General features: G+C 45.2%; 20 protein-coding genes. 15 read left to right on the top strand and 5 right to left on the bottom strand.

The window, feature by feature from the left end:
• Window positions 1-125: 125 nt before the first annotated feature.
• Window positions 126-1,769, bottom strand: a complete 1,644-nt coding sequence (locus tag AC3EBE_RS22940) for an SWIM zinc finger family protein (protein ID WP_488597350.1) — start codon at window positions 1,767-1,769, stop codon at window positions 126-128.
• A gap of 324 nt (window positions 1,770-2,093) precedes the next feature.
• Here AC3EBE_RS22940 and AC3EBE_RS22935 point away from each other — a divergent pair, with 324 nt between their 5' ends.
• Both AC3EBE_RS22935 and AC3EBE_RS22930 read left to right on the top strand, forming a co-directional pair.
• Window positions 2,094-2,753, top strand: a complete 660-nt coding sequence (locus tag AC3EBE_RS22935) for a hypothetical protein (RefSeq protein WP_488597349.1) — start codon at window positions 2,094-2,096, stop codon at window positions 2,751-2,753.
• Window positions 2,754-2,767: 14 nt separating this feature from the next.
• Window positions 2,768-4,024, top strand: coding sequence for an efflux RND transporter periplasmic adaptor subunit (locus tag AC3EBE_RS22930; protein WP_488597348.1), 1,257 nt, complete (start codon window positions 2,768-2,770; stop codon window positions 4,022-4,024).
• A 198-nt stretch (window positions 4,025-4,222) separates the two neighbouring features.
• On the opposite strand, the gene AC3EBE_RS22925 is transcribed toward AC3EBE_RS22930, so the two are convergent.
• The 3 genes from AC3EBE_RS22925 to AC3EBE_RS22915 all read right to left on the bottom strand — a co-directional run bounded on the left by AC3EBE_RS22925 (window position 4,223) and on the right by AC3EBE_RS22915 (window position 6,540).
• On the bottom strand, window positions 4,223-4,708 hold the full coding sequence (locus AC3EBE_RS22925; protein ID WP_488597347.1) for a hypothetical protein: 486 nt from the start codon (window positions 4,706-4,708) through the stop codon (window positions 4,223-4,225).
• A gap of 160 nt (window positions 4,709-4,868) precedes the next feature.
• Window positions 4,869-6,026: a DUF4367 domain-containing protein gene (locus tag AC3EBE_RS22920; RefSeq protein WP_488597346.1), complete on the bottom strand. Its 1,158-nt coding sequence runs from the start codon at window positions 6,024-6,026 to the stop codon at window positions 4,869-4,871.
• Entirely contained in the window at window positions 5,974-6,540 is a 567-nt protein-coding gene (locus tag AC3EBE_RS22915) for a sigma-70 family RNA polymerase sigma factor (RefSeq protein WP_488597345.1), read from the bottom strand. The genes AC3EBE_RS22920 and AC3EBE_RS22915 overlap by 53 nt, the downstream gene beginning before the upstream one ends.
• Before the next feature lie 248 nt (window positions 6,541-6,788).
• Here AC3EBE_RS22915 and AC3EBE_RS22910 point away from each other — a divergent pair, with 248 nt between their 5' ends.
• The 13 genes from AC3EBE_RS22910 (at window position 6,789) to AC3EBE_RS22850 (ending at window position 22,395) form a co-directional block, all read left to right on the top strand.
• A complete protein-coding gene (locus AC3EBE_RS22910; protein ID WP_488597344.1) occupies window positions 6,789-7,106 on the top strand; it encodes a hypothetical protein in 318 nt (105 codons plus the stop codon).
• A 487-nt stretch (window positions 7,107-7,593) separates the two neighbouring features.
• Window positions 7,594-8,076 carry a C40 family peptidase gene (locus AC3EBE_RS22905; RefSeq protein WP_488597343.1) on the top strand — a complete coding sequence of 161 codons (483 nt, stop codon included), beginning with the start codon at window positions 7,594-7,596 and terminating at the stop codon, window positions 8,074-8,076.
• Window positions 8,077-8,251: 175 nt separating this feature from the next.
• Entirely contained in the window at window positions 8,252-9,568 is a 1,317-nt protein-coding gene (locus tag AC3EBE_RS22900) for a short-chain fatty acid transporter (RefSeq protein WP_488597342.1), read from the top strand.
• 414 nt (window positions 9,569-9,982) lie between these two features.
• Complete coding sequence (locus tag AC3EBE_RS22895; RefSeq protein ID WP_488597341.1) at window positions 9,983-10,138, top strand: YwzD family small protein; 156 nt, start codon at window positions 9,983-9,985, stop codon at window positions 10,136-10,138.
• 276 nt (window positions 10,139-10,414) lie between these two features.
• Entirely contained in the window at window positions 10,415-10,789 is a 375-nt protein-coding gene (locus tag AC3EBE_RS22890) for a hypothetical protein (protein WP_488597340.1), read from the top strand.
• A gap of 346 nt (window positions 10,790-11,135) precedes the next feature.
• Window positions 11,136-12,815 (top strand): DUF4855 domain-containing protein, encoded by a 1,680-nt coding sequence (locus AC3EBE_RS22885; protein WP_488597339.1) that lies wholly within the window; start codon window positions 11,136-11,138, stop codon window positions 12,813-12,815.
• A 1,175-nt stretch (window positions 12,816-13,990) separates the two neighbouring features.
• Window positions 13,991-15,409 carry an N-acetylmuramoyl-L-alanine amidase gene (locus AC3EBE_RS22880; RefSeq protein WP_488597338.1) on the top strand — a complete coding sequence of 473 codons (1,419 nt, stop codon included), beginning with the start codon at window positions 13,991-13,993 and terminating at the stop codon, window positions 15,407-15,409.
• 222 nt (window positions 15,410-15,631) lie between these two features.
• Complete coding sequence (locus AC3EBE_RS22875) at window positions 15,632-17,569, top strand: S8 family peptidase (protein ID WP_488597337.1); 1,938 nt, start codon at window positions 15,632-15,634, stop codon at window positions 17,567-17,569.
• Window positions 17,570-18,038: 469 nt separating this feature from the next.
• Window positions 18,039-19,040 (top strand): C40 family peptidase, encoded by a 1,002-nt coding sequence (locus AC3EBE_RS22870; RefSeq protein ID WP_488597336.1) that lies wholly within the window; start codon window positions 18,039-18,041, stop codon window positions 19,038-19,040.
• 229 nt (window positions 19,041-19,269) lie between these two features.
• Window positions 19,270-21,258, top strand: coding sequence for an S-layer homology domain-containing protein (locus AC3EBE_RS22865; protein WP_488597335.1), 1,989 nt, complete (start codon window positions 19,270-19,272; stop codon window positions 21,256-21,258).
• Window positions 21,259-21,388: 130 nt separating this feature from the next.
• Window positions 21,389-21,826 carry a HEAT repeat domain-containing protein gene (locus AC3EBE_RS22860; RefSeq protein ID WP_488597334.1) on the top strand — a complete coding sequence of 146 codons (438 nt, stop codon included), beginning with the start codon at window positions 21,389-21,391 and terminating at the stop codon, window positions 21,824-21,826.
• Complete coding sequence (locus tag AC3EBE_RS22855; protein ID WP_488597333.1) at window positions 21,823-22,137, top strand: hypothetical protein; 315 nt, start codon at window positions 21,823-21,825, stop codon at window positions 22,135-22,137. The genes AC3EBE_RS22860 and AC3EBE_RS22855 overlap by 4 nt, the downstream gene beginning before the upstream one ends.
• 126 nt (window positions 22,138-22,263) lie before the next feature.
• Complete coding sequence (locus tag AC3EBE_RS22850) at window positions 22,264-22,395, top strand: hypothetical protein (protein WP_488597332.1); 132 nt, start codon at window positions 22,264-22,266, stop codon at window positions 22,393-22,395.
• 53 nt (window positions 22,396-22,448) lie between these two features.
• Here the strand turns inward: AC3EBE_RS22850 and murJ are convergent, their stop codons facing one another.
• Window positions 22,449-23,972, bottom strand: a complete 1,524-nt coding sequence (gene murJ, locus AC3EBE_RS22845) for a murein biosynthesis integral membrane protein MurJ (protein ID WP_488597331.1) — start codon at window positions 23,970-23,972, stop codon at window positions 22,449-22,451.
• Between the last annotated feature and the right edge of the window lie 2 nt (window positions 23,973-23,974).

Below are 23,974 nucleotides of genomic sequence, written 5' to 3'. Positions count from 1 at the left end.
CCCCTAGTATCGCACTTCACCACACCACCGCGCTACTCCGCTGGGGGTCAGACCCCCGGCGCTTCACCGCATCACCGCACCGGGGGTCTGACCCCCAGTGCGGTGATGCGTTAAACTAATTTTTGTTACACTTCTGTTTCTTCTGGTACTTCGATCAGCTTGTTTCTTGTGCATTCTTCGTGGAATGCGCGGAGTCTTTTGGTTCGTGTCAGTAGTTTATCGAAGAAGGCTTGCCATTCTGGCAGCCTTTTGAGTTTTTTGTAAACGGTCCGCAGTTTTTTCAGCAGGCGGGCGGCCTGGCGGTAGCTGCTGCGGTTCTTCATTTCAATTAAATCGCCGACCATCTGATGGTAGAGCGGGATCAGAACCTCAGGCGCTTCCTTCTGCAGAATCTTGATCCGTTCATTTGAAATCGAATTATATTCGAACCCAAAATACGAGTACAGCTCACTCCACTGCTCGTATTGCTGTTTCTCGAACAAGGAATCCTCGTACTCATAGAAGCTGTATGGCATCGCCTGGGATAGCGCACGGTCGTACAGCTCGCCGCGGCCAATCTCGCGGGTATAGGCGCCAATCAGCTTCAGCGCATAGCGCGTGAATTTTTTACAAGTATAATACTCGCCAAGATGCTTCAAATAATTCCGCAGCGAACCTACGAGGTAATCGATGAACGGCGCCATCCGGCTCCACTCGCGCTGCACCCGGAATCCGTCCAGCCAGTAAAACAGATAAGGCAGCGACTCAATGGACAACCCCGAGAACACCTTCAGCGCATCCCCATCCTGCTTCGCCAAAATCAGCTGATGGACAAGGGCGATTTCCTCGATCACATCCCGTTTGCCTTCGCCGAATTTCTCAAGACGCGCACGCTCCTGCTCACGCCATCCGGCATTCTTGAATAATTTTTCCCACAGCAGCCGATACAAATCAATCCGCTCATACCCTGAAGCCGAAACCGGGAACGTCAATCCAATGGACTCATCCTTGATTTTTTCCAAAAAAGCATCGAATGAAAACGGCATTGTATTGAAAGCAAGGCGCTCAATATATTCCTCCGCATCATTGAACAAATCCTCGAACAGCGGCCGGTAGTAGCGGTCCATCGTCGCATCTTCATCATGGCCGAATTCCCGCGCAAGCTCTGATAACAAGTTAAACGAATATACAGCCGCAGCAATCATATAGAGATTTTTCCAAACGGCTTCAAGCGGCGCAGACACCTCAACCCGGCGCACATAGGTCCGGAAAAGCCCCGGCACCACATATGGTTTCGGCTCGCCCTGGCCCTTCATGATTTCCTCGAAGCTTTCGTTAAAAGAAGCGACCCACTGCTCGTAATCATGGCCGGTCCTCGTATCCTTCCGAACCAGATCCTTCGCGCGCTGCAGCCCCCATTTTTCAGCACTCTGTTGTTCTTTTGCAGGCTTGCGCCAGGCTTCAACCCAATCGCCGACGCTTGCAACCTCTCCGTATGCCTGGAAAAAGGCGGCCAGGCGGTGGCGGCAAAATGAATTGGCCGGACAGGTGCAGCTGCTTTCCTGTGGATCGCTCACATTGATGTACACACGAACTGGCGTGACATCCTGGACCGTTGCCCAGATCGACTTCACCATATACTTCAGATGGTGGACAGTTCCCTGGCGATACAGCATCAGCCCTTTTTGGACTAGGCGCGCATCCTCTTCGACCTCAGCCTTGAGCATCGTATTTAATTTTACGGCGGCTTCCTTTAAGACGGGCGCCTGATTCTCAGGTATGACAGCCACAGCGATCCCTCCGTTCCTATGGGAAAAATTTATGTATAGCGCTCACGCAATCGCAAGGCAGGCAAGATCTGCTGCCAGAATTTTATAAAATCCGAAAAAACATATTCTTCTATTATACCCAAAAATGGGCGATTAGAGGAGGGAGTTGTTTGATTTTAAAATTAGGGCAGGGAAATCTGTGGAGATTGTTGAATAGAAAAAGGAAACAGGTTCCATTTTGTGACATTATTTTAAAAAATCATACAAAATCTGTCTGTTATCATTTCAATTTTTGACTTTTTTCAGCTAAAATGAAGGATACAAAGACATTCTGGGGGACATAAGATGAACCGAATTCCTGTGCTTCGCGGCCTTTTTGACTATGATGTATATACATATAAACTAAGAGATTCAGAATATGTACCCGGTGTATGGAAGAATACGACGATGCTGATCCTGCTCAGCGGCCTGATTTTCGGCATCAGCGCCTATTTTGGCATCGGCTCGGAATATCTTTCGAAAAACCTGACCGCTATCTCGCGGGAAAACTATGAATTACATAAGCTGCTGTTCATGATTGGCCAGACCATCTGGGGGATTGTTTACGGCGCAGCAATGATTTTCATACCGGCGCTATTCTTCTGGACACTGTCCGACATTGGCCTGAAAAAATTCGTGACACTCCAGCAATTCGTCCTGCCAATCCTGCTGCTGGAAAAAGCAATCCTGATCCCGCTTGCGACCACGCTTGGATTGATCAAGGTATCCTCGCCATTTTCACTTGGAATCATCGCCCAGTACATAACCGGAAATGATTTTATCATCTATTTCATGTCGGCTATTTCTCTATTTAAACTTTGGGCTATTTTTATAGAATACAAGTACGTAAAAATGCTGACTGGCAAGAATCCGCGCGTGGTCCTGCTGATGGTCATCGGCATCAATCTCATATTCTGGCTATTCTCGGCGCTGTTTGCGTTCGTCCAGTTTGAGAAGATTTTATAAGGGAGGTGCACCATATGAAAAAAAAGACAGCAATCCTCGCTGCTGCAGGTATCCTGTTTTTCACAGGTAATCTGTATCTGGCATTCAAGGAAGACAGCAAGGCGGTGCGTTCCTCCTATATCAATAAGTGGACAGCGACTGGAAAAGACAATCTCACTAAAACCCTCATGGCAGACGGTGTTGTCACGCCTGTCGAGGAGCATCATGTTTACTATAATGACACTCCGGGCGGCTTCAAGAATTTTCTTGTAAAAGAAGGCGACCAGGTCGACTCTGGCACACCTTTATACGAATATGCCTCAGACGGCGACGATGCAGACCGCCAGAAGTTAGAGAACGAAAAGAATCAGCTGGTGAGGGAAGCGGCTTTGATCGATGAACAGATCCAGCAGCTCGAATACCTGCTGTCGGTTTCTGAATCCGCTACGGAAAGCAGCGTTCCAGTAACCGGGGACGGGACGACTGGTACCGGGACTGGAACTGGAACTGGGACGTCTTCGCGTGATCTTGTGAATGCTTCAATTGAAAAAGAAATTTACGATAAGAAGAGCGAGAAAACACGGATTGAATCTGAGATCGACCAGTATGATAACACTATCAATTCGGAGAACGACAGTGACCAGCTCGGCATCAACAGCGAGGTAGCAGGGACTGTGAAGAAGATCAACTATGATCTGGAGAACCCAATCCTGACGATTATTTCCGACAGCCCAAAGGTCGAGGGGACTTTTAGCGAAAAGGACCTGAAAGAGGTCAAGGAAGGCATGGAGGTTTACGTGAAATCCGACATGCTCAAGAAAAAGGTGAAGGGCACTCTGACCAAGATTGCCTCCTATCCAGAGACAGATCCTTCCGTAAAAAAAGCAAGCCGTTTCGCGTATGAAATCGAGCTTGCAGAGGAAGACGCCAATCTGGTAAAAGGAACGCATGTCGATGTTTCCGTTGTCACAGCCCAGGTGTTGAATGCGGCAACCGTACCGGCAAAATCAGTGGTTAAGGCCAAAAAGGCAAACTATGTCTATATACTGAATGAAGCAGGTAAAGTTGAAAAGCGCAAAATCAACAAAGGCATGGAGCTGGACGGCAAAGTAGAAGTCAAAAAAGGCGCCAAACCAGGCGAACTCGTCGTCAAAAACCCAGAAAAAGTCCAAAAAGCCGGCGACCCATTCTTCAGCAAACTAAAACCAGACACCCTGAATAAGAAGACATTTAAAAATGAACCGAAAAAAGACATCCTCAAAGCCATTATGGTAGGGTTTTTCAAACGGTAAATAGTGATCGAGGGAAGAAAAGGAGAGGCTATTAGCCCCTCCTTTTCTTCCTTTTGTGCTTTAAAGCGCCGGGGGTCAGACCCCCGGCGCGGTGATGCGTTAAAGTGTTTTGTTCTAATAGAATAGTAAATTATCGAGGTTGCCAGTGCGGACATAGGTTCAGAGGATCATTTTAGGGGATACGGGAGTGGTTTATGCCTACTGCTGTCTCTCATTCAGTATCTCTAAAACAACCTGATGCTGCTTTTGGATTGTGGAAACATGCTTTAATTCGCTGGATAATTCAAGTTTAGTTTCATCCAGCTTCTTCATTAGGCTGCCATAATAAAAAGCAACTTCCTTCCGCATTTCACCTTGCTCGGAAAGCAGGCTCTTCTGTCCATCTTCGAGGCTGGATAAACGGCTGTCCATGGTGTCAAATCTCTGATCCATGGCATCGAATTTCTGATCCATTTTGTTAAAACGGTCATCCATGGAATCTAGTCGGGTGTCCATTGCGTCAAACCTTTTGTCCATGGAATCCAGTCGGTTATCCATTGCATCAAACCTTTTATCAATGGAATCAAATTTTTTATCGATTGCATCAAACTTCTTGTCAATCGCATCAAATCGTTTGTCGATAATCTCGAAATTACGATCAATACCATCAAACCGCTTTAAAATCTGCTGCAGAATTTCTTCCAATTTTCTCACCTCCTATTTCTCCAATTATACTCCCGTACCCATAGCTTGTCATCATTCCAAGCGCAATAAAAAAGGTCGGATCACCCCACACTTCACCACTTTAAAGCGCCGGGGGTCAGACCCCCGGCGCGTTGGTGCGTTGGTGTGTTAAATCCCTTTTTTAAAGTTGGATTACGTCTATATCTTGTATGATCCATTTGCCTTCTGCATATTTGAACAGGAAGATGACGTTTTGCTTGCCGTTAAGGTCGCCTTCTTGGTACTGGATCAGTTTGTACTCGGTGTCTGATACTTTTTCAAAATCATACGGTATTTCTGGCCATAAATAATGAGCTCCCTCGGTTGGCTGATTATATAGGCCGTCAGCACGCTCTTCCACCCGGAAACTAAATGTTGATTCGACTTTTTCCCTGGCCATGAAATCTGTAAATAAGGCGTAAAACTCTTCCTTTGTTTTATATGATTTGAACTTGAATTGGTCGTTATCCGAGTCGGCAAATGCAGCATCCGTTGTTGCCTTGTATTGCTCCAATATAGCAACTGCTTTTCCTTCATCAAATGCCATCCTGGCTTTTTCCTCTTCTTCTGCTTTTTTAGCTTCTTCCTCAGCTTTCTTTGCTTCCTCCAGCTCCCGAATATGCTGGTCAAGCAGAACTGTATGCCCTTTAGCTTCTAATATAGAAGAAACGATTTTATAAAAATCAATCTCGCCCATATCGCCTGCCTGCTCAACGATTTGGTAGAACCCTTCATCCTTCCATATGAGTGCTTGATGATTCCCGGCAATGCTGAACACCTGACCGGCCAGCCCTTCAGCTAATTCGAGTTCGGTTTCCAGCATTCCGCTTACTTCAGGCTTCTCCTTTTGCATTCCGTAAGTGAAATATTCGTCCTCATTTGTTTCTTTTACATAGACATGCTCATACAGATTCTCGTTTGTTAATGTATGTTTAAACACATAGCCATCAGGAATATAGGCAGGGGTTACAAGCGTAGGTTTTTCATTGAAATTTGTATCCTTACCCGGATGAGGCAATATTACTTCGGAATCAAGGTTTCGTCCTGGATTTGGAGCTGGGTTAGCAGGCTCCTGCATATCGTTGCTGACGATATAATAGATTCCCACTGAAAATAACAGGACCGCTGCCATGCTGAGAGTCTTTGGTACAGCCTGGGAGACCTTTACACCAGATTTCTTCCGGTTCGCCGCTCTGCTGCCTGTTTTCTCAAGCACATTCATCCTCATTTGTTCGGTAAAAATAAAATCAGCCAATTCTCCCTTTGACAGATTTTCCTTGAGATCCTTGAGTTCCTTCATCAGTTTCACCTCTTTCGGTTAAATAGTCCTTTAATAATCTCTTAGCTTTAGTAAGCCGTGATTTTACAGTATTAATATTAAGATCGCAGATTTCACTGATTTCTTTTAGCGGACATTCCTGATAATAAAATAAGAAAATGATTTCGCGATATTTCATAGGCAGCTGAAACATAGCAGCCGCAAGCTCCTGGTTATCAGCTCGTTCCATGAATTGTTTTTCCGGACTGTCATTGGACCCTGTCAAAAGGGAGGAAATATAGCCGCTGACATGGATCTTCCGGTGGTGCCAGCTCCTCAAATAGTCCTTGCAATGGTTCGCTGCAATCCGGTAAAGCCAGGTTTGCAGGGAAGAATCACCTTTAAAAGTATCCAGCTTCTCGTAGCATTTGATAAAAATCTCCTGCGCCAAATCCTCCGCTGTCTGGCGGTTCCTGACATAAGAATACGCCAGGTGGAGCACGTGAGTCCCATGCTCCCTCATAAGCCGATCAATCGTTTCCTGATGTTCCATCATCTCACCCCGTTCCTCGCACAAACGATGCACAAAGCTGTTTTACTATTTAGACGGTACCAGATTTCTAAAAGTTTACAAATAGCGAATGTTTTTTAGCACATTAACGCGCCGGGGGTCAGACCCCCGGCGCGTTAATGTGCTAAAGTGCAGTACGTTCTGATACGAATCCTTGGTATTATTGCTTGAGAAGGTGTTAATCTGAAAATTAAAGAAGAAGACGGCATTATCAAAGTGAAGGGGTGCAATTATTGAGGATTTTCGTTGACGTTGTCAAGTTGACAGTGAAGGAGATAAAGGGGTGCTGGCAGCTTGCGAAAACTGCAGAGACTCATCATGGCAAATCAATTTATATGTCGCTGGTTTATATGAATGGCTTATTTTTGCCTGTCTATCTGATCCCGCTTCTCTATACCTTCGTTATCGTTGGCGGCGCGGTTTATTATGGTCCGGTGCTGCTCTTGGGGCTGCTTTTCAATCTTCCTTTTGTTCTGTTCGTATTATGGATAAAGGTAAAACTGTATCCTATATTGAAACAGAATTTGCTTAAGAAAAATAAAAGTGCCTGATTCCAGGGAAGTTAAACCTAAACCTCGGCTGGAATCAGGCACTATTTTTATATCGTAGCCTATTAATCATTTTCTCTCCGCTTTCGTCCTTTATTGCTGATGACTTCCAATAACATTAGTTTCTGTTCCTGACTTAACATACTCCAGCTTCCTGCTTTGACCTTCATTTAAAACACTCCTTTTAATGTATTATTTTGGGATATCAGCTTTGTCCTCCTCTTATACCGCCTTTTTTAAAAAGTTAAACAATCTATATTTCTACAAATTACCAAGCGTTTTAGAGAGCAAAAGCAGAACATTGTCGAATTTTAGAGAACCGACGAACCAACCTAAAATCTCAGCCCATTAAAACGAGTAAAATCGCCCGGGAAAAGGCTAATCGTGTAAAAAGGAGGCAAATTTATTGTCGTGTGAAATTTTGAAACGGCTGGTAAAAATTCTCGACTAACTATGTGTAAAGCAAATCAATTAATCGGGGGAATGAAAGATGGGCGCAGTAACAAAACGTTTAATTATCGGACTGGTGATTTTTGCATTAGCGACATTGACTTATTTAGGCACCATGCTGCCCAAGGCAGAAGCGAGTATTTCCTGGGGGCAGGAGGTAACAGCTGTGGCGAGCAACTATAAAGGTGTGAAATATAAATGGGGCGGAAAGTCGACAAAAGAAGGCTTCGATGCCTCTGGTTTCACGCAGTTTGTATATGATTACTCAGCAGCAGACCTGAAGCTGCCGCGAACCTCAGCAGATCAGTACAAAGTGGGCAAAGCAGTCAGCAAAAAGAATCTGCAGGAAGGCGACCTAGTCTTCTTCAATACAAACGGAAAAGGCGTATCCTTCGTCGGGATCTACCTCGAAAAGGGCAAGTTCATTGCAGTTACAGTTTCAAAAGGAGTCTCAATCCAATCCATGGACTCAAACTACTGGAAAACCAAATACGTAGGAGCCAAAAGGGTATTGAATTACTAAAAGGCAATGGTGCTCGCTTCGCCGCACTAACGCATTAACCCGCCGGGGGTCAGACCCCCGGCGGGTTAATGCGTTAAAGGGAAAAAGTGCATTTCCACCTCGACCATCCAAATCCTGGGACATGTTTTGCAACTCGGAAAATATACTGTATTAACTATGGAAAGGGGTTGATACTGTGTTAGCTTCGATTGCGGATCGTTTATCAAGGGGAGTTCAGCGGTACTTGCCGGATGCTTTCGTCATTGCGGTGCTTCTCACGTTGTTTGTCTTCATTGTTGGTTTTTTTACCAATCCTGCAGAGCCTATTAACCTGGTAAAATCGTTCGGTGATGGTTTCTGGGTTTACCTTGCTTTTACGATGCAAATGGTAATTCTCTTAATGACAGGGATGGTACTGGCGTCTGTCCCTTTTGTAAAAAGGGGGCTTGAATCCTTAGCCTCGCTGGCAAACACCCCAAACAAAGCGTATGTTTTGACGTTTACGGTCACAGCCATTGCCTACTACATCAACTGGGGATTAGCGGTTGTTGTCGGGGCCATTCTCGTTCGCGAGGTGGGCAGGCGCAATCAAAACGCTCATTTTCCGCTATTGGTTGCTGCTGCCTATTCACCAACCGTTTTATACACAGCTGGCCTATCAAGCTCCATCGGTCTTACGGTTGCCACGCCTGACCATTTTCTGGCTGATGTGATGGGAGTTATTCCAACATCGGATACCATCTTTAGCTCCGGCACAATTATAATTTTTGCCGCGTTATTCCTCACGATGCCAATAATTATCTGCTTAATGGCGCCAAAAACAAACGTAAAACCATACATGGCAAAGGAAGCGCCTCAGAAGAAAAAGGAGACTGGCGAGTACACAGAAAACACCCCAGCGGCAAAACTGGAAAGGACACCGGTGTTAGGGATGCTGACCGGAGCTTTGGGACTTATTTATGTAGTTAATGAATTTATTAACGGCCGGGATCTCGATTTAAATATCATCAACATATTATTCCTGTCGTTAGGATTGTTTTTTCACAGGTCTCTTGGGCAATTTGGCGAAGCATTCAAGGAAGCGGCGAGTTCTACATCACCGATCATCCTGCAATTTCCGTTCTATGCTGGCATAATCGCAGTGCTTGGAAGTTCAGGGCTTGGCCAGGCAATCATTGACGGGATGGCTTCGGTTGCCAGTAAAGAAACCTTTGATATCTTCACGTATTGGTCAGCGGGTGTGGTAAATATGCTGGCTCCTTCAGGCGGCGGGCAGTGGGCGCTCCAGGGACCGCTTCAAGTTCCAGCCGGGATGTCATTGGGAGTAGACCCGGCAACCATCGCCATGGCAGTAGGCTGGGGAGACGCATGGACGAACCTGATCCAGCCATTCTGGGCATTGCCAATCCTAAGCGTAGTCGGCTTGCACATCCGCCATATCATGGGCTACTGCTTCCTCCTTGCCATTTGGGTTGGAGCACTGACTTCAATTCTTATGCTGTTTGTGTATTAATAACAAAAAGTAACGCAGTTCTGCTGCACACAAGTAACGCATTAACGGGCTGGGGGTCTGACCCCCAGCCCATTAATGCGTTAAAGGATCTATTCGCTCACAATGCAAGGTTTAATAATTCTCCCAAAGAGGTAAAGAAAATAACTTGCATAAATAAGGCGATTGTACATTTTTTGAAAAGCTGGTGAAATCGAGCCTAATTTAGTAGCTAATACCCCTCATCACTCATATTTTAAAGAAAGAAAGTTTTCCAACACTTAACAAAGATTTAATTGTTAAATCACTGTAATCCAGCTGAAATGGTTTTCTATTATAATAGTAGAAAATTATTCACAATTTACTAGCTGGAAGAATATTTACAATTCTTGTAATTTTATATATTATATTCATATTGAACTCAGGAGGTCCATGTCATTGGAACAGCAGATGAAACAGGCAGAATATAATCAGGAGCTCTTTTTTGATGTCATTAAAAAGGCATACGAAAAAGGTATGAATGAAAAAGAAATGACAGTAGAAAAGATAGTCGAAGACTTAAAGAACGACTTGAGAAATACTCTATTAAAATAATCCGAGCAAATGGACACCTTAAAAGGTCAAGCCATTTGCTTTTTTTATTGGGCAAAAGCCTTTGATCCAGCCGGCTTGCCCTTATCCTTTAACACATTAACGCACTGGGGGTCAGACCCCCAGTGCGTTAATGTGTTAAAGTCTTATAAATCTCTCTTCTCCCGACCCCCAAAAACTGGCGAAAAAAGTCGATTTGTATTTATGTAGGAAGTTATGATATTGTAATAATGTTAATTTAGTGCACCATAGTATTGTTTAGGGGGTACCTTAAATAGGATGTTAAAAGATCTTGCTCCAGGCATAAAAATAAGCATTTCCAGATCCATATCGAAGTCATTCGAGCAGTATATGAGCAGAATTGGCTGGGATGAAAATAAGTATAGCCTTGAGGATTTCATCAAGGAATGGCGGGAATACATTCATAATTCTGCATCATGGTACAGCCAGCTTAGTGAAGAAACGAAGGCGGATCCGGTTTTCCATGAAGAACTCGCCGCAAAAATCAATGAAACGATCGAAAAGATCTTCAATGAGGCACCAACTCAGGAACAAATTGAAGAAATCGAAAAGCTGCAGGAGCAGCACGGCAAAGAGTTTGACTACTCTTGCAAAATGGAAGCAAAGTACATTATCGATACGCAAAAACGCTAATTCACCACGGTATCGGGAAATATAAAATAACAGTGCAAACTTTGGTGTAAAACTATAAAATTATTACTTTCATGTGAGATCATGAAGCTTGCCATATATATTTCTAAAAAAGGCAGTCCAAAATTATTTTGGACTGCCTTTTTTTAGTCATCCAAGGCAAAAATACAGTCCCGCGTATTTTAAAATAATATTTTTTACAAATTATTGAAACCTAACCAGGAAAGCAGCCGTCTGTAAATGTGGAAACATATGCTAAAAAAGCACTAATGGTGTTAAAATTTTACAAACTTTGCCGATACTTACATTATTGAGCAATAAAATTAGCGATAAAAGAAAGGTACCTTCAATGAAAAAACTAGCAGCTCTACTTTTGAGTGCTGCAGGCCTGTTCAGCGTGATGCCGGACAAGGCGGACGCAGCGGAAACGAATTTTACAGACCTGACACGGAGCCACTGGGCATATCATGATATCAGCTTTTTAACAGAGAAGAATGTCATCATGGGAAATAACGGCATGTTCTTGCCGAATGAAACAATCACCAGGCTTGATGCGGCCGTCATGATGGGGCGGGCAATGCAGCTTGATGCTCCTGCCGATCCTGCTGCAACCATGCCAACAGATATGTTCCTTTCTACAAGGGGATATAATGAGGTTGTTAATGAGCTTGAAAAAGGAATGTTTACACTGAACGAAAACGGTGCATTCCAGCCGAATGAGCCACTGACGAGAAAGGACATGGCCCAGGCACTTGCCGCTGGATTTCAATACCAGGGGAAAGGGCAGTCGGCTTTCAAAGATGTTCCTGTAACAGATCCATATTATTCCTATATTGATGCCATTGCTGCCAATAAAGTCACCACAGGATACAGCGACAACACATTCAGGCCGGACATGCCGGTGGACCGCCTGCAGTTCTCGGTTTTCCTTGCAAGGATATACAATAAGCCGTTAGAATACACGGTCAAGCAAGATGGGGTGGTCCTCCATACTGTTCGTGACCCAGAAGAAGCCATCAGCCTTGCACTGAATTATCCAAAAGCAACGGTCCATCCAGTGAGCAACTCGCTCGTTACATATCCGGAAAAAACAGGAGCCTTGAGCGAGACCGGAATCCGGAACGGTGTCTTGATTTACAATGGAGCAGAACGGACAATTGGGTTCTCTCCAGAATTTTTCAGGCCATATATATCACCTAATGGAAGCAATGGGACTTTGTTTGATTCATTCATACTTTTGGGACGCAGCTATCCAGGGGGGGAATTTGGGGTCCATGCCAAGAATAATGCCAACTACTCCGACTGGTGGTGGTACTTGACGGAAACCTTTGCGGACAACGGGGCCATCGTCAATTTGAATGAGTCGGCGAAAAGCCTTAATAAAACAGTGAATGTCTATATCGCAATTCCCTACCCGAAAATGGGAGGAACAATGGTCGACCTTGAAGGCAAGGAGCATCCAAACTCCATGGCCGAGCGCGAAAAATTAGTTGCGTGGTACATTGATCAGACAGAAATGATGTGGGATGTCGCAGGTTATTCGAATCTTAACTTCAAGGGTTACTACTGGATAAGCGAGACAATGGGCCATCGCGAAGACGAGAAGCTGATCAACAATATTGCGGATAAGATCCATTTGAATAGCCGGACATTCATCTATTCGCCGCATGCCACTTCATCCAATTTCGAACATTGGAAAAACTACGGATTTGATGGTGCGTACCTGCAGCCGAATACATTCAGGCTGAAGATTCCGGATACCCAGGCACGCCTGCACAGAGCGTTCCTTCAGGCTCAGATTTACGGAAGCGGGATCAACCTGGAAATAGATCAATACGGACCTCATCAAATGGATGCAGGGTTGGAAAACTTTAAACAATATATTGAAATGGCCCATCGCTACCGCCTGCCCGAACAAAGCCTGATTGTCTACCAGGGCGTGGGAATGGTCGACCGAATGGTAAAATACTCGAGTCAGCCATCCTATTACCAGGCCTACCAGCTGTTGAGCAGCCTGGCTTACCAATAAGAGATTCAATGATAAGTGACAGGCGCTTCCTGATTCCCGGGGAGGAAGCCTGTCACTTTTTTGCGAAAAAAAATATTGAGAGCTAGGTTTCAGACAGGAGAAGGGACTATGCTTGAAAAACTGTCTGAAAGCCAGCGTCATTTGGACAGAAAAGGCATCAAAGCTTGAAAAGCTGTCTGAATGAGAACCTCATTCGGACAGGAAAAGCCCCATCGGTGCAAAACTGTCCGAAAGCCAGCGTCATTCGGACAGAAAAGGCATCAAAGCTTGAAAAGCTGTCTGAATGAGAACCTCATTCGGACAGGAAAAGCCCCACCGGTGTCAAAACTGTCCGAAAGCAAACCTGATTCGGACAAGAAAAGGGTATACGTTGCCAAAACTGTCCGAAAGCCGGCGTCATTTGGACAGAAAAGGCAACAAAGCTTGAAAAACTGTCCGAAAGCAAACCTGATTCGGACAAGAAAAGGGTATTCGTTGCCAAAACTGTCTGAAAGCCAGCGTCATTCGGACAGGAAAAGCCTCACCGGTGCCAAAACTGTCCGAAAGCAAACCTGATTCGGACAGGAAAAGCCCCACCGGTGTCAAAACTGTCCGAAAGCAAACCTCATTCGGACAGGAAAAGCCTCACCAGTGTCAAAACTGTCCGAAAGCCGGCGCCATTCGGACATGGAATCAATTTGCACTTAAAAAACTGTCAAAAAGAGGACTCCATTTCACAGGGTTGCTGAAGCTCTTCAAATCCTGTTAGTAAGGAATCCTCGTATTTTAAAAAGCTGGTCGCCATAATCATGCAAAACTAAACTGTGGCAGCTGTCTTTCTAATTGTCCAGAGTGATATCAAATTTTTTGCCAAGACCTAAAATCATCCTTAAAGCACTCTAGTCATTTAGCCACCGTCACCAAGAGTTTTATAGACAATATGACGCATTTTTATAAGAAAATCTTGTAAATAATTTGCCAAACACACCCAAATATATTAATTTCCCCAAAATCAAATAATATGAAACATGTAATTTATTCCAATTAAATCGTCGAAAAACGTTGATAAATCAGTAATCAGCTTAGAATCTCCTAATTTTTGTAACCTTATTCGCCTTTTTATAGCTAAATTGGATGATTCAGGCACCATTTCCATGTGTTAAAATGTAGAAAAAAGACGAAAGGAGCAGACGAGAATGAAGCGTATTGTAACAAGTATTTTACTAGCTTTGTTGATTCTGCCATTCACAGCAAAAAGCTCCGAAGCGGCTGTTTCCTTTTATGATTTAGATAGCACGCATCGGGCTTATCCAGAAGTTAGTTACCTTGCCGGTGGAAATATAGTCAATGGAACAGGGGGTTATTTTTACCCTAACAGAGAGGTGACCCGTGCTGAAGCTGCAACAATGCTTGGGCGCGCGTTGAATCTCAATGGAACAAAGCGTGTAACCTGGTTTAAGGATGTCGACAGCGGCAGTTTTGCTTCAGGCTACATACAGTCAGCAGCAGAAAAGAGCATCATCTCGGGCTATCAGGATGGTACGTTCAAGCCTGATAATAAAGTGACGCGCGGTGAAATGGCACTCCTGATCAACAGGGCGTTCGGATACGGCGGCACTGATACTGTCTCAGCAGCAAAAAAGCTTATGGAAAAAGGAATTGCCCAGGGAATTACCTCTACGAATTTTGGTTATGACTTAAAAATTAAAAGAGCGGACTTCTCAATCTTTTTAGCAAGAGCAGTTAATTACAAATATCGTATCAATGGACAGGTTGATTTTGGCGGTGACCTTCAAGTCAACGCTGGCGGGGACACTTTGAACGTCCGCACAGGTCCATCTACAGGCTTCAATGTGGTACAAGCGCTGCCTGACGGAACAAAAGTAGAAGCAGCTTACAGGGTCGCCGACTGGGTATTCATCCGTTCGGGCTCTGTCGAAGGCCTGGTGCACGGCGACTATTTAACAGGTGCTTATCCATCCTTTATGAACCCGCCGCTGCCAGCATCCACTCCAAGCCCTTTAAGCTCGGAGATGATTATCATCGACCCGGGACATGGTGGAACAGATCCTGGAGCAAGCGGATACGGACTTCAAGAAAAAGCAGTTGTGTTGGATACAGCCCTTAAGGTAAAAGTCTTGCTTGCTAAAACTCCATTTGCTTTTAAATTGACGAGAGAAACTGATGTATACTTATCATTGTCCCAGCGCGTGAACATAGCGAAGGCTGCAGGCGGAGACACATTCCTCAGCATCCATGCGAATGCTTTCAATGGATCGGCTAACGGAACTGAAACATATTACTACGGACTATCCGGAGAAAACCCATATGTTTCAGAAAGTAAACAATTAGCATCCGCAGTCCAAAAACGTATGGTCGCAGCATGGCAGCTGAATGACAGAGGAACAGCTCACGGAGATTATCACGTAATCCGCGAGAACACAATGCCAGCTGTTCTAGTAGAACTTGGATTCATCGACCACAAAGGCGATAACCAGAAGCTAGCGAACGCCGGCTGGAGACAAAAAGCAGCCGAAGCAATCTACCTCGGAATCCTTGACTACTACAAAGCAAAAGGCTACAACGTCGCATACCTATACGACGTAGTAAAATAAAATACTATATTTTAAAATACAAACCTACTAAAATAAGAAAGGAGTCTACTATTAGACTCCTTTTCTGATAGCTGGAACATGGGGACGGTTCTCGTGTTCCAAACTTTTAATGGAACGGAACATATGGACGGTTCTCGTGTTCCATACCATAATCGAGCGGACTCCGTTCGATTTTTGCTATAGGAGAACATACGACACCTGGTCAAGAAACGGGGAATAAGCATGAAAAAGATGATTGCTTTAATGTTAGCTTCACTATTGGTAACCTCGGCAGCTGTGCCGGCATTGGCTTCCGGCACGGTTGAGCTGCAGGCGGAGCCGGAACGTTACATAGTATTTTTTCAAAATCCAACGGCCGCTAAAATGATCCAGGAAAATGGCGGAGAAATCATTCAATCTTATACGTCAATCAATGCCGCGACAGTAAGCATGGACGAAGCAAAGCTCGAAGGTATGAATGCACTGGGATTGATCGAAAGCTTCCACAAGGAAAACAAATTCGAATCGAGCGCCCAGACTACTCCGTGGGCTCATGCCAACCTGAATATCCCTGCAAAAGTGCCCTCGACACTATCAGGCAGGGGAGTGAAAATCGCCATCATTGATACAGGTGTGGATTCCAATCATCAGGACTTATCAGTGAAGGATGGGGTTTGTACGCTTGATGACTCGATCAGTGCAGATGCCTGTGACCACGGTTATCTTGATGAAAATGGCCACGGCACCCATGTTGCGGGAATCATCGCCGCTAAAAACAACACTATCGGGATTGTCGGAGTGGCTCCGGATGCTGAAATCTATGCGGTAAAAGCGCTTGATGGCAATGGGGACGGTACAACCTCCACAATCATGGCAGGAATCGATTGGGCAATCCGTAAAGGCGTTAATATCATCAATATGAGTTTGACGACTGAATACCCGGATATGGGGATCAAAGCGATGGTTGATAAAGCGAATGCGAATGGAATTATCGTCATTGCCGCTGCAGGAAACGAAGGAACTCTGTCGGGCATTGAAGAAACGGTTATGTATCCTGGTAAGTTCCCGAGCGTTATTGCTGTAGCTTCAGTCAGATCCGACAACCGCAGGGCCACAACCTCAGCAACCGGCCAGGAGATTGAGCTGGCTGCACCTGGCGAAATGATCTATTCAACACTTCCAACCCGTGTGGCACCAGCTGGCTACGGGACAATGAGCGGAACATCAATGGCAGCTCCGTTTGTAGCCGGGATGGCTGCTCTTTATAAAGAGAAATTCCCGAACTACACGAATGATCAAATTCGTTCTTTACTGCAAAGAAATGCGAAAGACCTCGGGGTGGCAGGCCGGGATCGCCTATATGGCTATGGGCTGATCCAGACAGACACCGTGCCTGTGGAAAGTGCCCAGGCACCAATCACGTTTACTTCCAATGGCAATGGCTCATTTAAATTAAACATGCAGCCAGTTCTGGAAAAATATGAGGCTTACTCTGTTTACCGTGAAGGAAAACTAATAGCTGACCGTATACAAGATGCTAGTTTCGAAGACTACGGAACGACAGGCGGCATTAATTATACGGTTTACCCTTGGCTCAATGGCATAATGAACAAGGATAAAATAGTAGAGACAATTGTTTCGCTAAGCAAACCGGCGATCCCTGATTTGAATAATTCTGCATGGTACAGCCGGAATATGATGTATCTGTACTCACAGGGTGTCTTAAAAGGGGATGCTTTCAACCAGCTGCAGCCTGCGAAGTTTGTAACGCGGGCAGAGGCGGTCGCGATGCTGGGGAGGGCACTTGGCCTTGATGGAAAACAAAGAGCAACAAAGTTCAAAGACGTGCCAAGCAGCAGCTTTGCCTCAGGTTATATCCAATCAGCAGTCGAACGGAAAATCATTAGCGGACGGGCAGATGGCACGTTCAGGCCGAATGATCTTGTGACCCGTGCCGAAATGGCAATTATGCTATCAAAAGCCTACAGTCTGCCGGCAGCAACGACGGGAAGCTTCAGCGACGTACCAGCCGGAATGGCAGGCTACCAGCAAATCTACAATCTCTCTGCAGCAAAAATCACAACAGGATACACAGACGGAACCTTCAAACCACACGAAAAAATGCTAAGATCCTATTACTCCGTCTTCCTGTCCAAAGCAGCAAACCCGAATTTAAAATAGAGAAATAAAATAGAGAAATAAAAAAAGCTTTAACGCATTAACGCGCCGGGGGTCAGACCCCCGGCGCGTTAATGCGTTAAAGCCCCTATTCAAACACAAAAAAACACCGATTTACCAGATCGGTGTCGAACGACGACGGATTACCAGTCCGCCGCCAATGGCTTGGTGGCCTGCCGTAAATGGATTACCAACCAAAATCTTAACGTATTATAGTTATATCAAAATATGTCGAAGTTTGTCGACAGGTAACTTATGGCATTAACGCATTTTCTTCACCATAAAGCTAAACATCTTCAAAAGCCGACCGATATAATTAGGTATTTTACCCGAAAAACAGACCCGAAATGCCATTGTTCGAAAATTGTAATATAATCGTAAAAGTTATGACATTCCATTTCTGCTAATATAGTCATATAGAACCAAAATCTGATAATTTGTAACATAAAAACAACAAGGCAGAGGTGTACTAATGAAGAAGCTCGTAACGAGGCTAATTTTGGCGGCATTACTAGTATCGCTCATTCCATTCCAATCGGCCATGGCAGCAACGCAGCAGGAACAGGTTGTCCAGATTGCGAAACAATACATAGGAGTACCATATCTTTATGGCGGCACAACTCCAAGCGGGTTCGACTGTTCAGGTTATATCGGATATGTCTTTAACGAGATTGGCGTCACGATGCCGAGAGTTTCAGCAGACCAGTATAATGTTGGCACAGCGGTATCCAAGGATAATCTCCAGCCTGGAGATCTAGTATTCTTTGAAAAAACATATGATAAAGCAGGAATTACCCATTCAGGGATCTACATAGGCGACAACCAATTTTTAAGTGCCACAACAAGCAAGGGGATCAAAATTGATTCCCTCGACAGTACATATTGGGGGCCAAAGTTTTACGGAGCAAAAAGAGTCCTCGTAACAGCTGCAAGCCTTCCAGGCCAATATCAGGACGTTCCCCAGGAGCATCCTGCGTTCCAGGCAGTAATGACATTGAGTAATCAGAATGTGATCAAGGGAATCGACAGCACGACATTCCAGCCAGACCAGCCGGTTACAAGAGGACAAGCATCTGCTATCATCAACCGTGTATTGAAACTGCAGCCTAAGTCACTGAACGGTTTCACGGATGTTTCATCTAATTACCAATTCGCAGCTGATATTGCCGCAATCAGGGAAGCTGGCGTCATCAACGGATTCGCTGACGGTTCTTTCCGCCCGAACAACAATATGACAAAAGCTGAGATGGCAGTAATCGTCCAGCGTGCATTCAAGCTGGCCAAGACAGAGGTCCAAACAGCAAATGCTCCCTACAATGACGTCATGCCAGGCTACTGGGCATATGATGCGATCATGACGATGCACCGAATCGATACAACGACAATTTTTAATGGCAGCCAATACGGCGCTTCGTTAAAAGCGACACGCGCAACGTTTGCGGCTTCAATCTATAATTCTATCAATGCAAAATAATAGAAAGCTGGGAAGCGTTTTTCCCAGCTTTTTCTATACGCTTTTTGCCCTTAAAAACTAAACATCCGTGCCAATGGACCGATACTATAACACGAGAAGGTGGTCAAAGAGGTAGTTTATGACCATTTTAAAAAATCTGTCAAAACAGCCTGTTCTATCTGTAAAAAAATTGGTAGAATGAGAGAGTAATTGTCAGAATTTTTGACAAAAAACATCTGGGGGTAAAAGAATGAAGAAGAAACTTGGCATACTCGCTCTGACTTTCGGGTTGAGTGTGAGCAGTTTATTGTCGATTCAGCAGCCAAAGGCTTATGCACAGGATGATATCACAGGGAGCGCGTTAGAAACAGAAATGCGCGCGATGATTGCAGCTGACGTCATCCAGGGCTATGGAGAGGGAATCTATAAACCAGGACTGAATGTATCACGCGGCCAATTTGCGACATTCATTTCCCGTGCCCTTAAGCTTCCTGAAGGACCGCATGTATATTCCGATGTCCCACTATCATCAGGGCTTGCGAAAGGAATCAATAGCGCAGCTCAAGCAGGGATCATCATGGGATACAATCCAACAACTTTTGGGCCGAATGACCAAATCTCGCGTGAACAGGCAGCGGCGATGATCGACCGTGCTTTTAACTATATGCAGTTAACAAGGGAAGACGCTGAACTGAATTTTTCAGATGCTGCTGAAATCAATAAAAATTTTAAGATGGCCGTAGCAAAAAACTCCCGTGACGGCTTAATAAAAGGTCTTGCAAATGGCGACGGTACATACAAGTTCATGCCGAAAAAGACTGCAACCCGCCAGGAAGCAGCTGCGTTCATTTATCGTATGCTGAATAAAATGGCAGAATCGGAAATACCTGAAGAGCCAGGTGAAGATGGAGCAGAAGGCTACAGAGTGGCAACCATCCAAACGACTGGTGAACTGACTTACAGCAGGACCTATTCATCTTTTGACACAGCGAAGACTGCCGCAACAGCTTCAAACCAGGTTGTAACCGTTAATGAACAAATCGTGGAAATGCCGGCAGGACTCGTATGGTCAAAACCAGCATTAGGGCAATCTTTAACTTATATTTATAAAGACTCATCTCTAAAATCTTCCTTCACATACTTACCGGCTGGCCAGGAGATGAAGTATGTCGATGCGACAGAGAATTATGTAAAAGTAATTCTTGCTGGTAAGACAGCTTATGTAAAACATGAAGAGGTATCATTAGTTCCATTGCAGCTGATCGAAGGCAGAAACTATTATTCTGTCAATGGCAATAATGAGCTCGTTCACACAATCTATGATCCTATTAAAAAGACATACGTCTCCTATACGATGGGATTCGCGCCAAGCTTCCTTTCCCAGGGAAATAAATATTACAGCTGGGATGGCGGCCAGTTCATGAACACTTCCGGCAATGTCATCGGAACAGCATACCAATACTTTAACTACCTGCCGGCTCGTACGGAAACATCCTATACGGCTGAAGAGTTAAACAGCTATATCGATTACATCCTTGCAGAAAAGCAGGCGCTATATGCGTCTAACCCGACAGTCTATGCCAAATACAAAGACGCAGCAACTGTCAGCAAAATCAAAGGGCTTGGAGCATACCTGAAGGAAGCGGAAGTAAAACATAACATCAATGCACTGCTGATCCTTGGCATGGCTATGCATGAAAGCGACTTCGGCATGAGTAAGTACGCGTTAGAGCGCAACAACCTGTTTGGAATCAAAGCATATGACAGCAATACAGACGCCGCACAGAAATTCGCTTCACCAAATGAAGCAATCGACGCGCTGGCGAACCTATATTTGAATAAAAATTACATCAATCCAGCAGGCGCCCATGCAAATGGTGCAGCAACAGGTAACAAAGCACGCGGCTTCAACGTCAAATACGCATCTGACCCATTCTGGGGCCAAAAAATTGCCGGCCACATGCACCGAGTGGACATGTACCTCGGCAAAAAAGACCGTGGAGCCAATGCCTACACAATCGGCCAGACAACAATTGACGGCGTAAACGCACGAATCAATCCAGGCACCGAATCCGCTCTAGTATACGAAAACAAAAACGCCGGAGCACCAGTAGCGATCCTCGGATCAGTAAAACATACCGACAACTACGAATGGAAAAAAATCATGTCCGACGCAGCAACAACAAACGAAGTCTACATCAGAGCAGACCTAATCCAGGACCTGCCAATCGTAAAATAGTGGAACATGGGGACGGTTCTCATGTTCCAACCTGGAACACAGGGACGGTTCTCGTGTTCCAAAATAGAGTCCAAAGAAAGATGCTGGCCAAAATTCGTGCCAGCATCTTTTTTTAAAGGAGGAATCCCATTTGAGAGATGGATTTTTACGAGAAGCAGCAAAGTTCAGACGCTGGGCAGGCCCGAAGAGCAAGACATTTGGCGAATGGGAGACTGAGTACGACGATTGGATGGAGATATATCATGCTGTCGAAGCATTGATAGCAGGTGAGCCAGCGGAACAGTGGGATGACGAGCTGAAGGAAGAATTCTTATACATACTCGCCAGGGATAATGAATGTGAAAATATCCTTGATACGCTGATTCAATTTCCAGAACACCTGATTGTTTTATCGGGGCATGCTGCGACCTTCCATGACCCTGATGCCAGATGGCAGATTGCTCACGGGCTGGGTCAAACGGCAGCTTACACTGAAGAACGGCACATATTGCTGGATGTTTTAAAAAACGATAATGATGAATACGTAAGAAGAAGAGCTACGTTTTCCTGGGAGGCAAGCGGCTTTTGAAAAAGGTATATCTACTAATTTGCATGATTGTCCTGGCTGGGTGTAATGAGAAGGAGCAGTTACCAGATCATCCGCAAAAAATGACCCCGCCAATTGAAGCCAAGCTAAAGGTCAATCATCTGCAAAAAGATGTTTATGAACTTTCGCTGGAGGTTAAATTTTTAAACCGTGAATACCTCGCAAAAGCAGTCCTCGAGGAATCAGGCGTCATAAAAAGTGCAGAATCCGGCAGAAGTCTGCTGGGAGAATGGAGAGGGATTCAAGAGGGAGCGACCTATTCCATTCCGTTCAAGGTAAAAGCAGAAGGCTAAGGTAAAGGCAGTGTAAAAGTACGAGTAGAAGCATATGACCAAAACGGAACTCTTAAATATGGAAAGAACCCCGAACAGTACTTCCTTGTCACCAAAGAAGAAGTCCTCACTGGGATAAACGGGTACATGGAGCTGGAAATCCAGCACCTCGATCATTTGAGGAAAGAAGGCAAGATTTCTGCAAACGAGTATGAAAAGCGTAAAGAAGAAATTACGAAGGGGGGAACGGTTCTTAAAAACGCCACTTTAACGCACTAAAGCAGTGGGGGTCAGACCCCCACCGCTTTAAAGTTCTAAAGCAACCTTCACTTTTATGCTGCTTTCTTCTTCCTCAAGATCCCGATCAGCTGCCTGAATCCTTCTCGATAGAAGAAATACACTCCGGCTACGTACAATACTACGCCCAACGGCACGAGAATTGCGAGCTGGATCAATGAGTACAGCTCGGAAATCGGTGTGAACTGCTTCACCAGATACACAGGAACTGCCATCAACAAAGTCGGCAGAATAACCCGCCCGAACAGCTTCGCCAAACGAACTCTCTCCGCAGCGTCAAAATCCTTATAAACGACAAACGTCGAAACGCCTAAATAGTAAATTGAAACGAGCGAGCTTGTCAGCGCCAGACCCGGGTAACCAAATGGCCCTACCAGCAGCCAGTTGAACACAAGGTTCAGGACAATCGTCGTAACGCTGATCCGCAGCACGATTGCGGTTTTCCCGCGTGCGTACATCGACTTGGACACGATGTACTGCAAGCCCTGCGTGACAATCAAAGGAATATAATAAACAAGTGCAACATAGGTATTCTGCGTATCCTCTGCCGTAAACCGCCCCCGCTCGAACACAAACGAGATCGCCTCTTTACCGACGAGCAGCAATCCCACTGCGATCGGCAGCAGTGTCACCAAGGTAATCTGCATTCCCATGAATACAGTGCCCTGGAACTTCTTCGGATTATCAACCTGTTCAGACAATAAGGTAAAAATAATCGCCGCAACCGTTGTCGCGTAAATAGCCTGCGGTATGCTCACCAAAAGGGAAGCGTTGTTCAAATACGTAACCGCACCGCTGACCTCTGTCCCGGAAGCAAACGACTTGTTCACGAACATATTGATCTGCCCGACTACCGAGTTCAGCAAAGCCGGTGCCAGCAAAACGATGAACGCCGAAAAGAACGCCTTTTCAACCTTGACAGTCGGCTGCCATTTGTACCCATTTTTAAACAGGTAAAAGAACTGAATGACCGTCCCTAAAAACGTTCCGAAAATAAAGCCGTAAGCAAGACTGTAAATTCCCCACTGATCAGAGAACAGCAGAGCAAAAACCGCCCCCATCAAGGTCGCAAGCAGCTTGGAAATCTGCGACGGAACAAACACGCGCCGTCCCTGCAAATACGACTCCAAAATTCCATTCACAGCAATCAAGCTCATGAACAGGAAAAAGAACTGCGTAATCTCGACAGCGACCTTTGAAGTGGTCTCCGTCATATGCCCGTAAATGAAAGGGACAAAATAAGGCACAAGGAAGTAGCCGACGAGAGTAACTCCGAGGAACACTAACACTGTTCCGTTTAAGATCCCATTCGCATTGCGTTCCGTTTCCTCCGGGCTTTCCTTCCTCTTTTGCACATACATCGGAAGGAACACATTATTGAAGCCGCCGGAAATCATCGCAACGACAAGCGTGATAAAAGAGAACGCCAGTAAATATCCGTCAGTATAATGGTTCGCACCGAACTCGCGGGCGATGATACTTTCCCGCAGGAAGCCGGACAGCTTAAGGACCAGGGCCAGGAGGGTAATCCAGATGGCCGTTTTTTTCAATCCTGCCATAT

Source organism: Mesobacillus sp., assembly GCF_057785455.1.
Note: the sequence above shows the minus strand (reverse complement) of the source record. Positions and strands in the feature narration are given on the sequence as shown.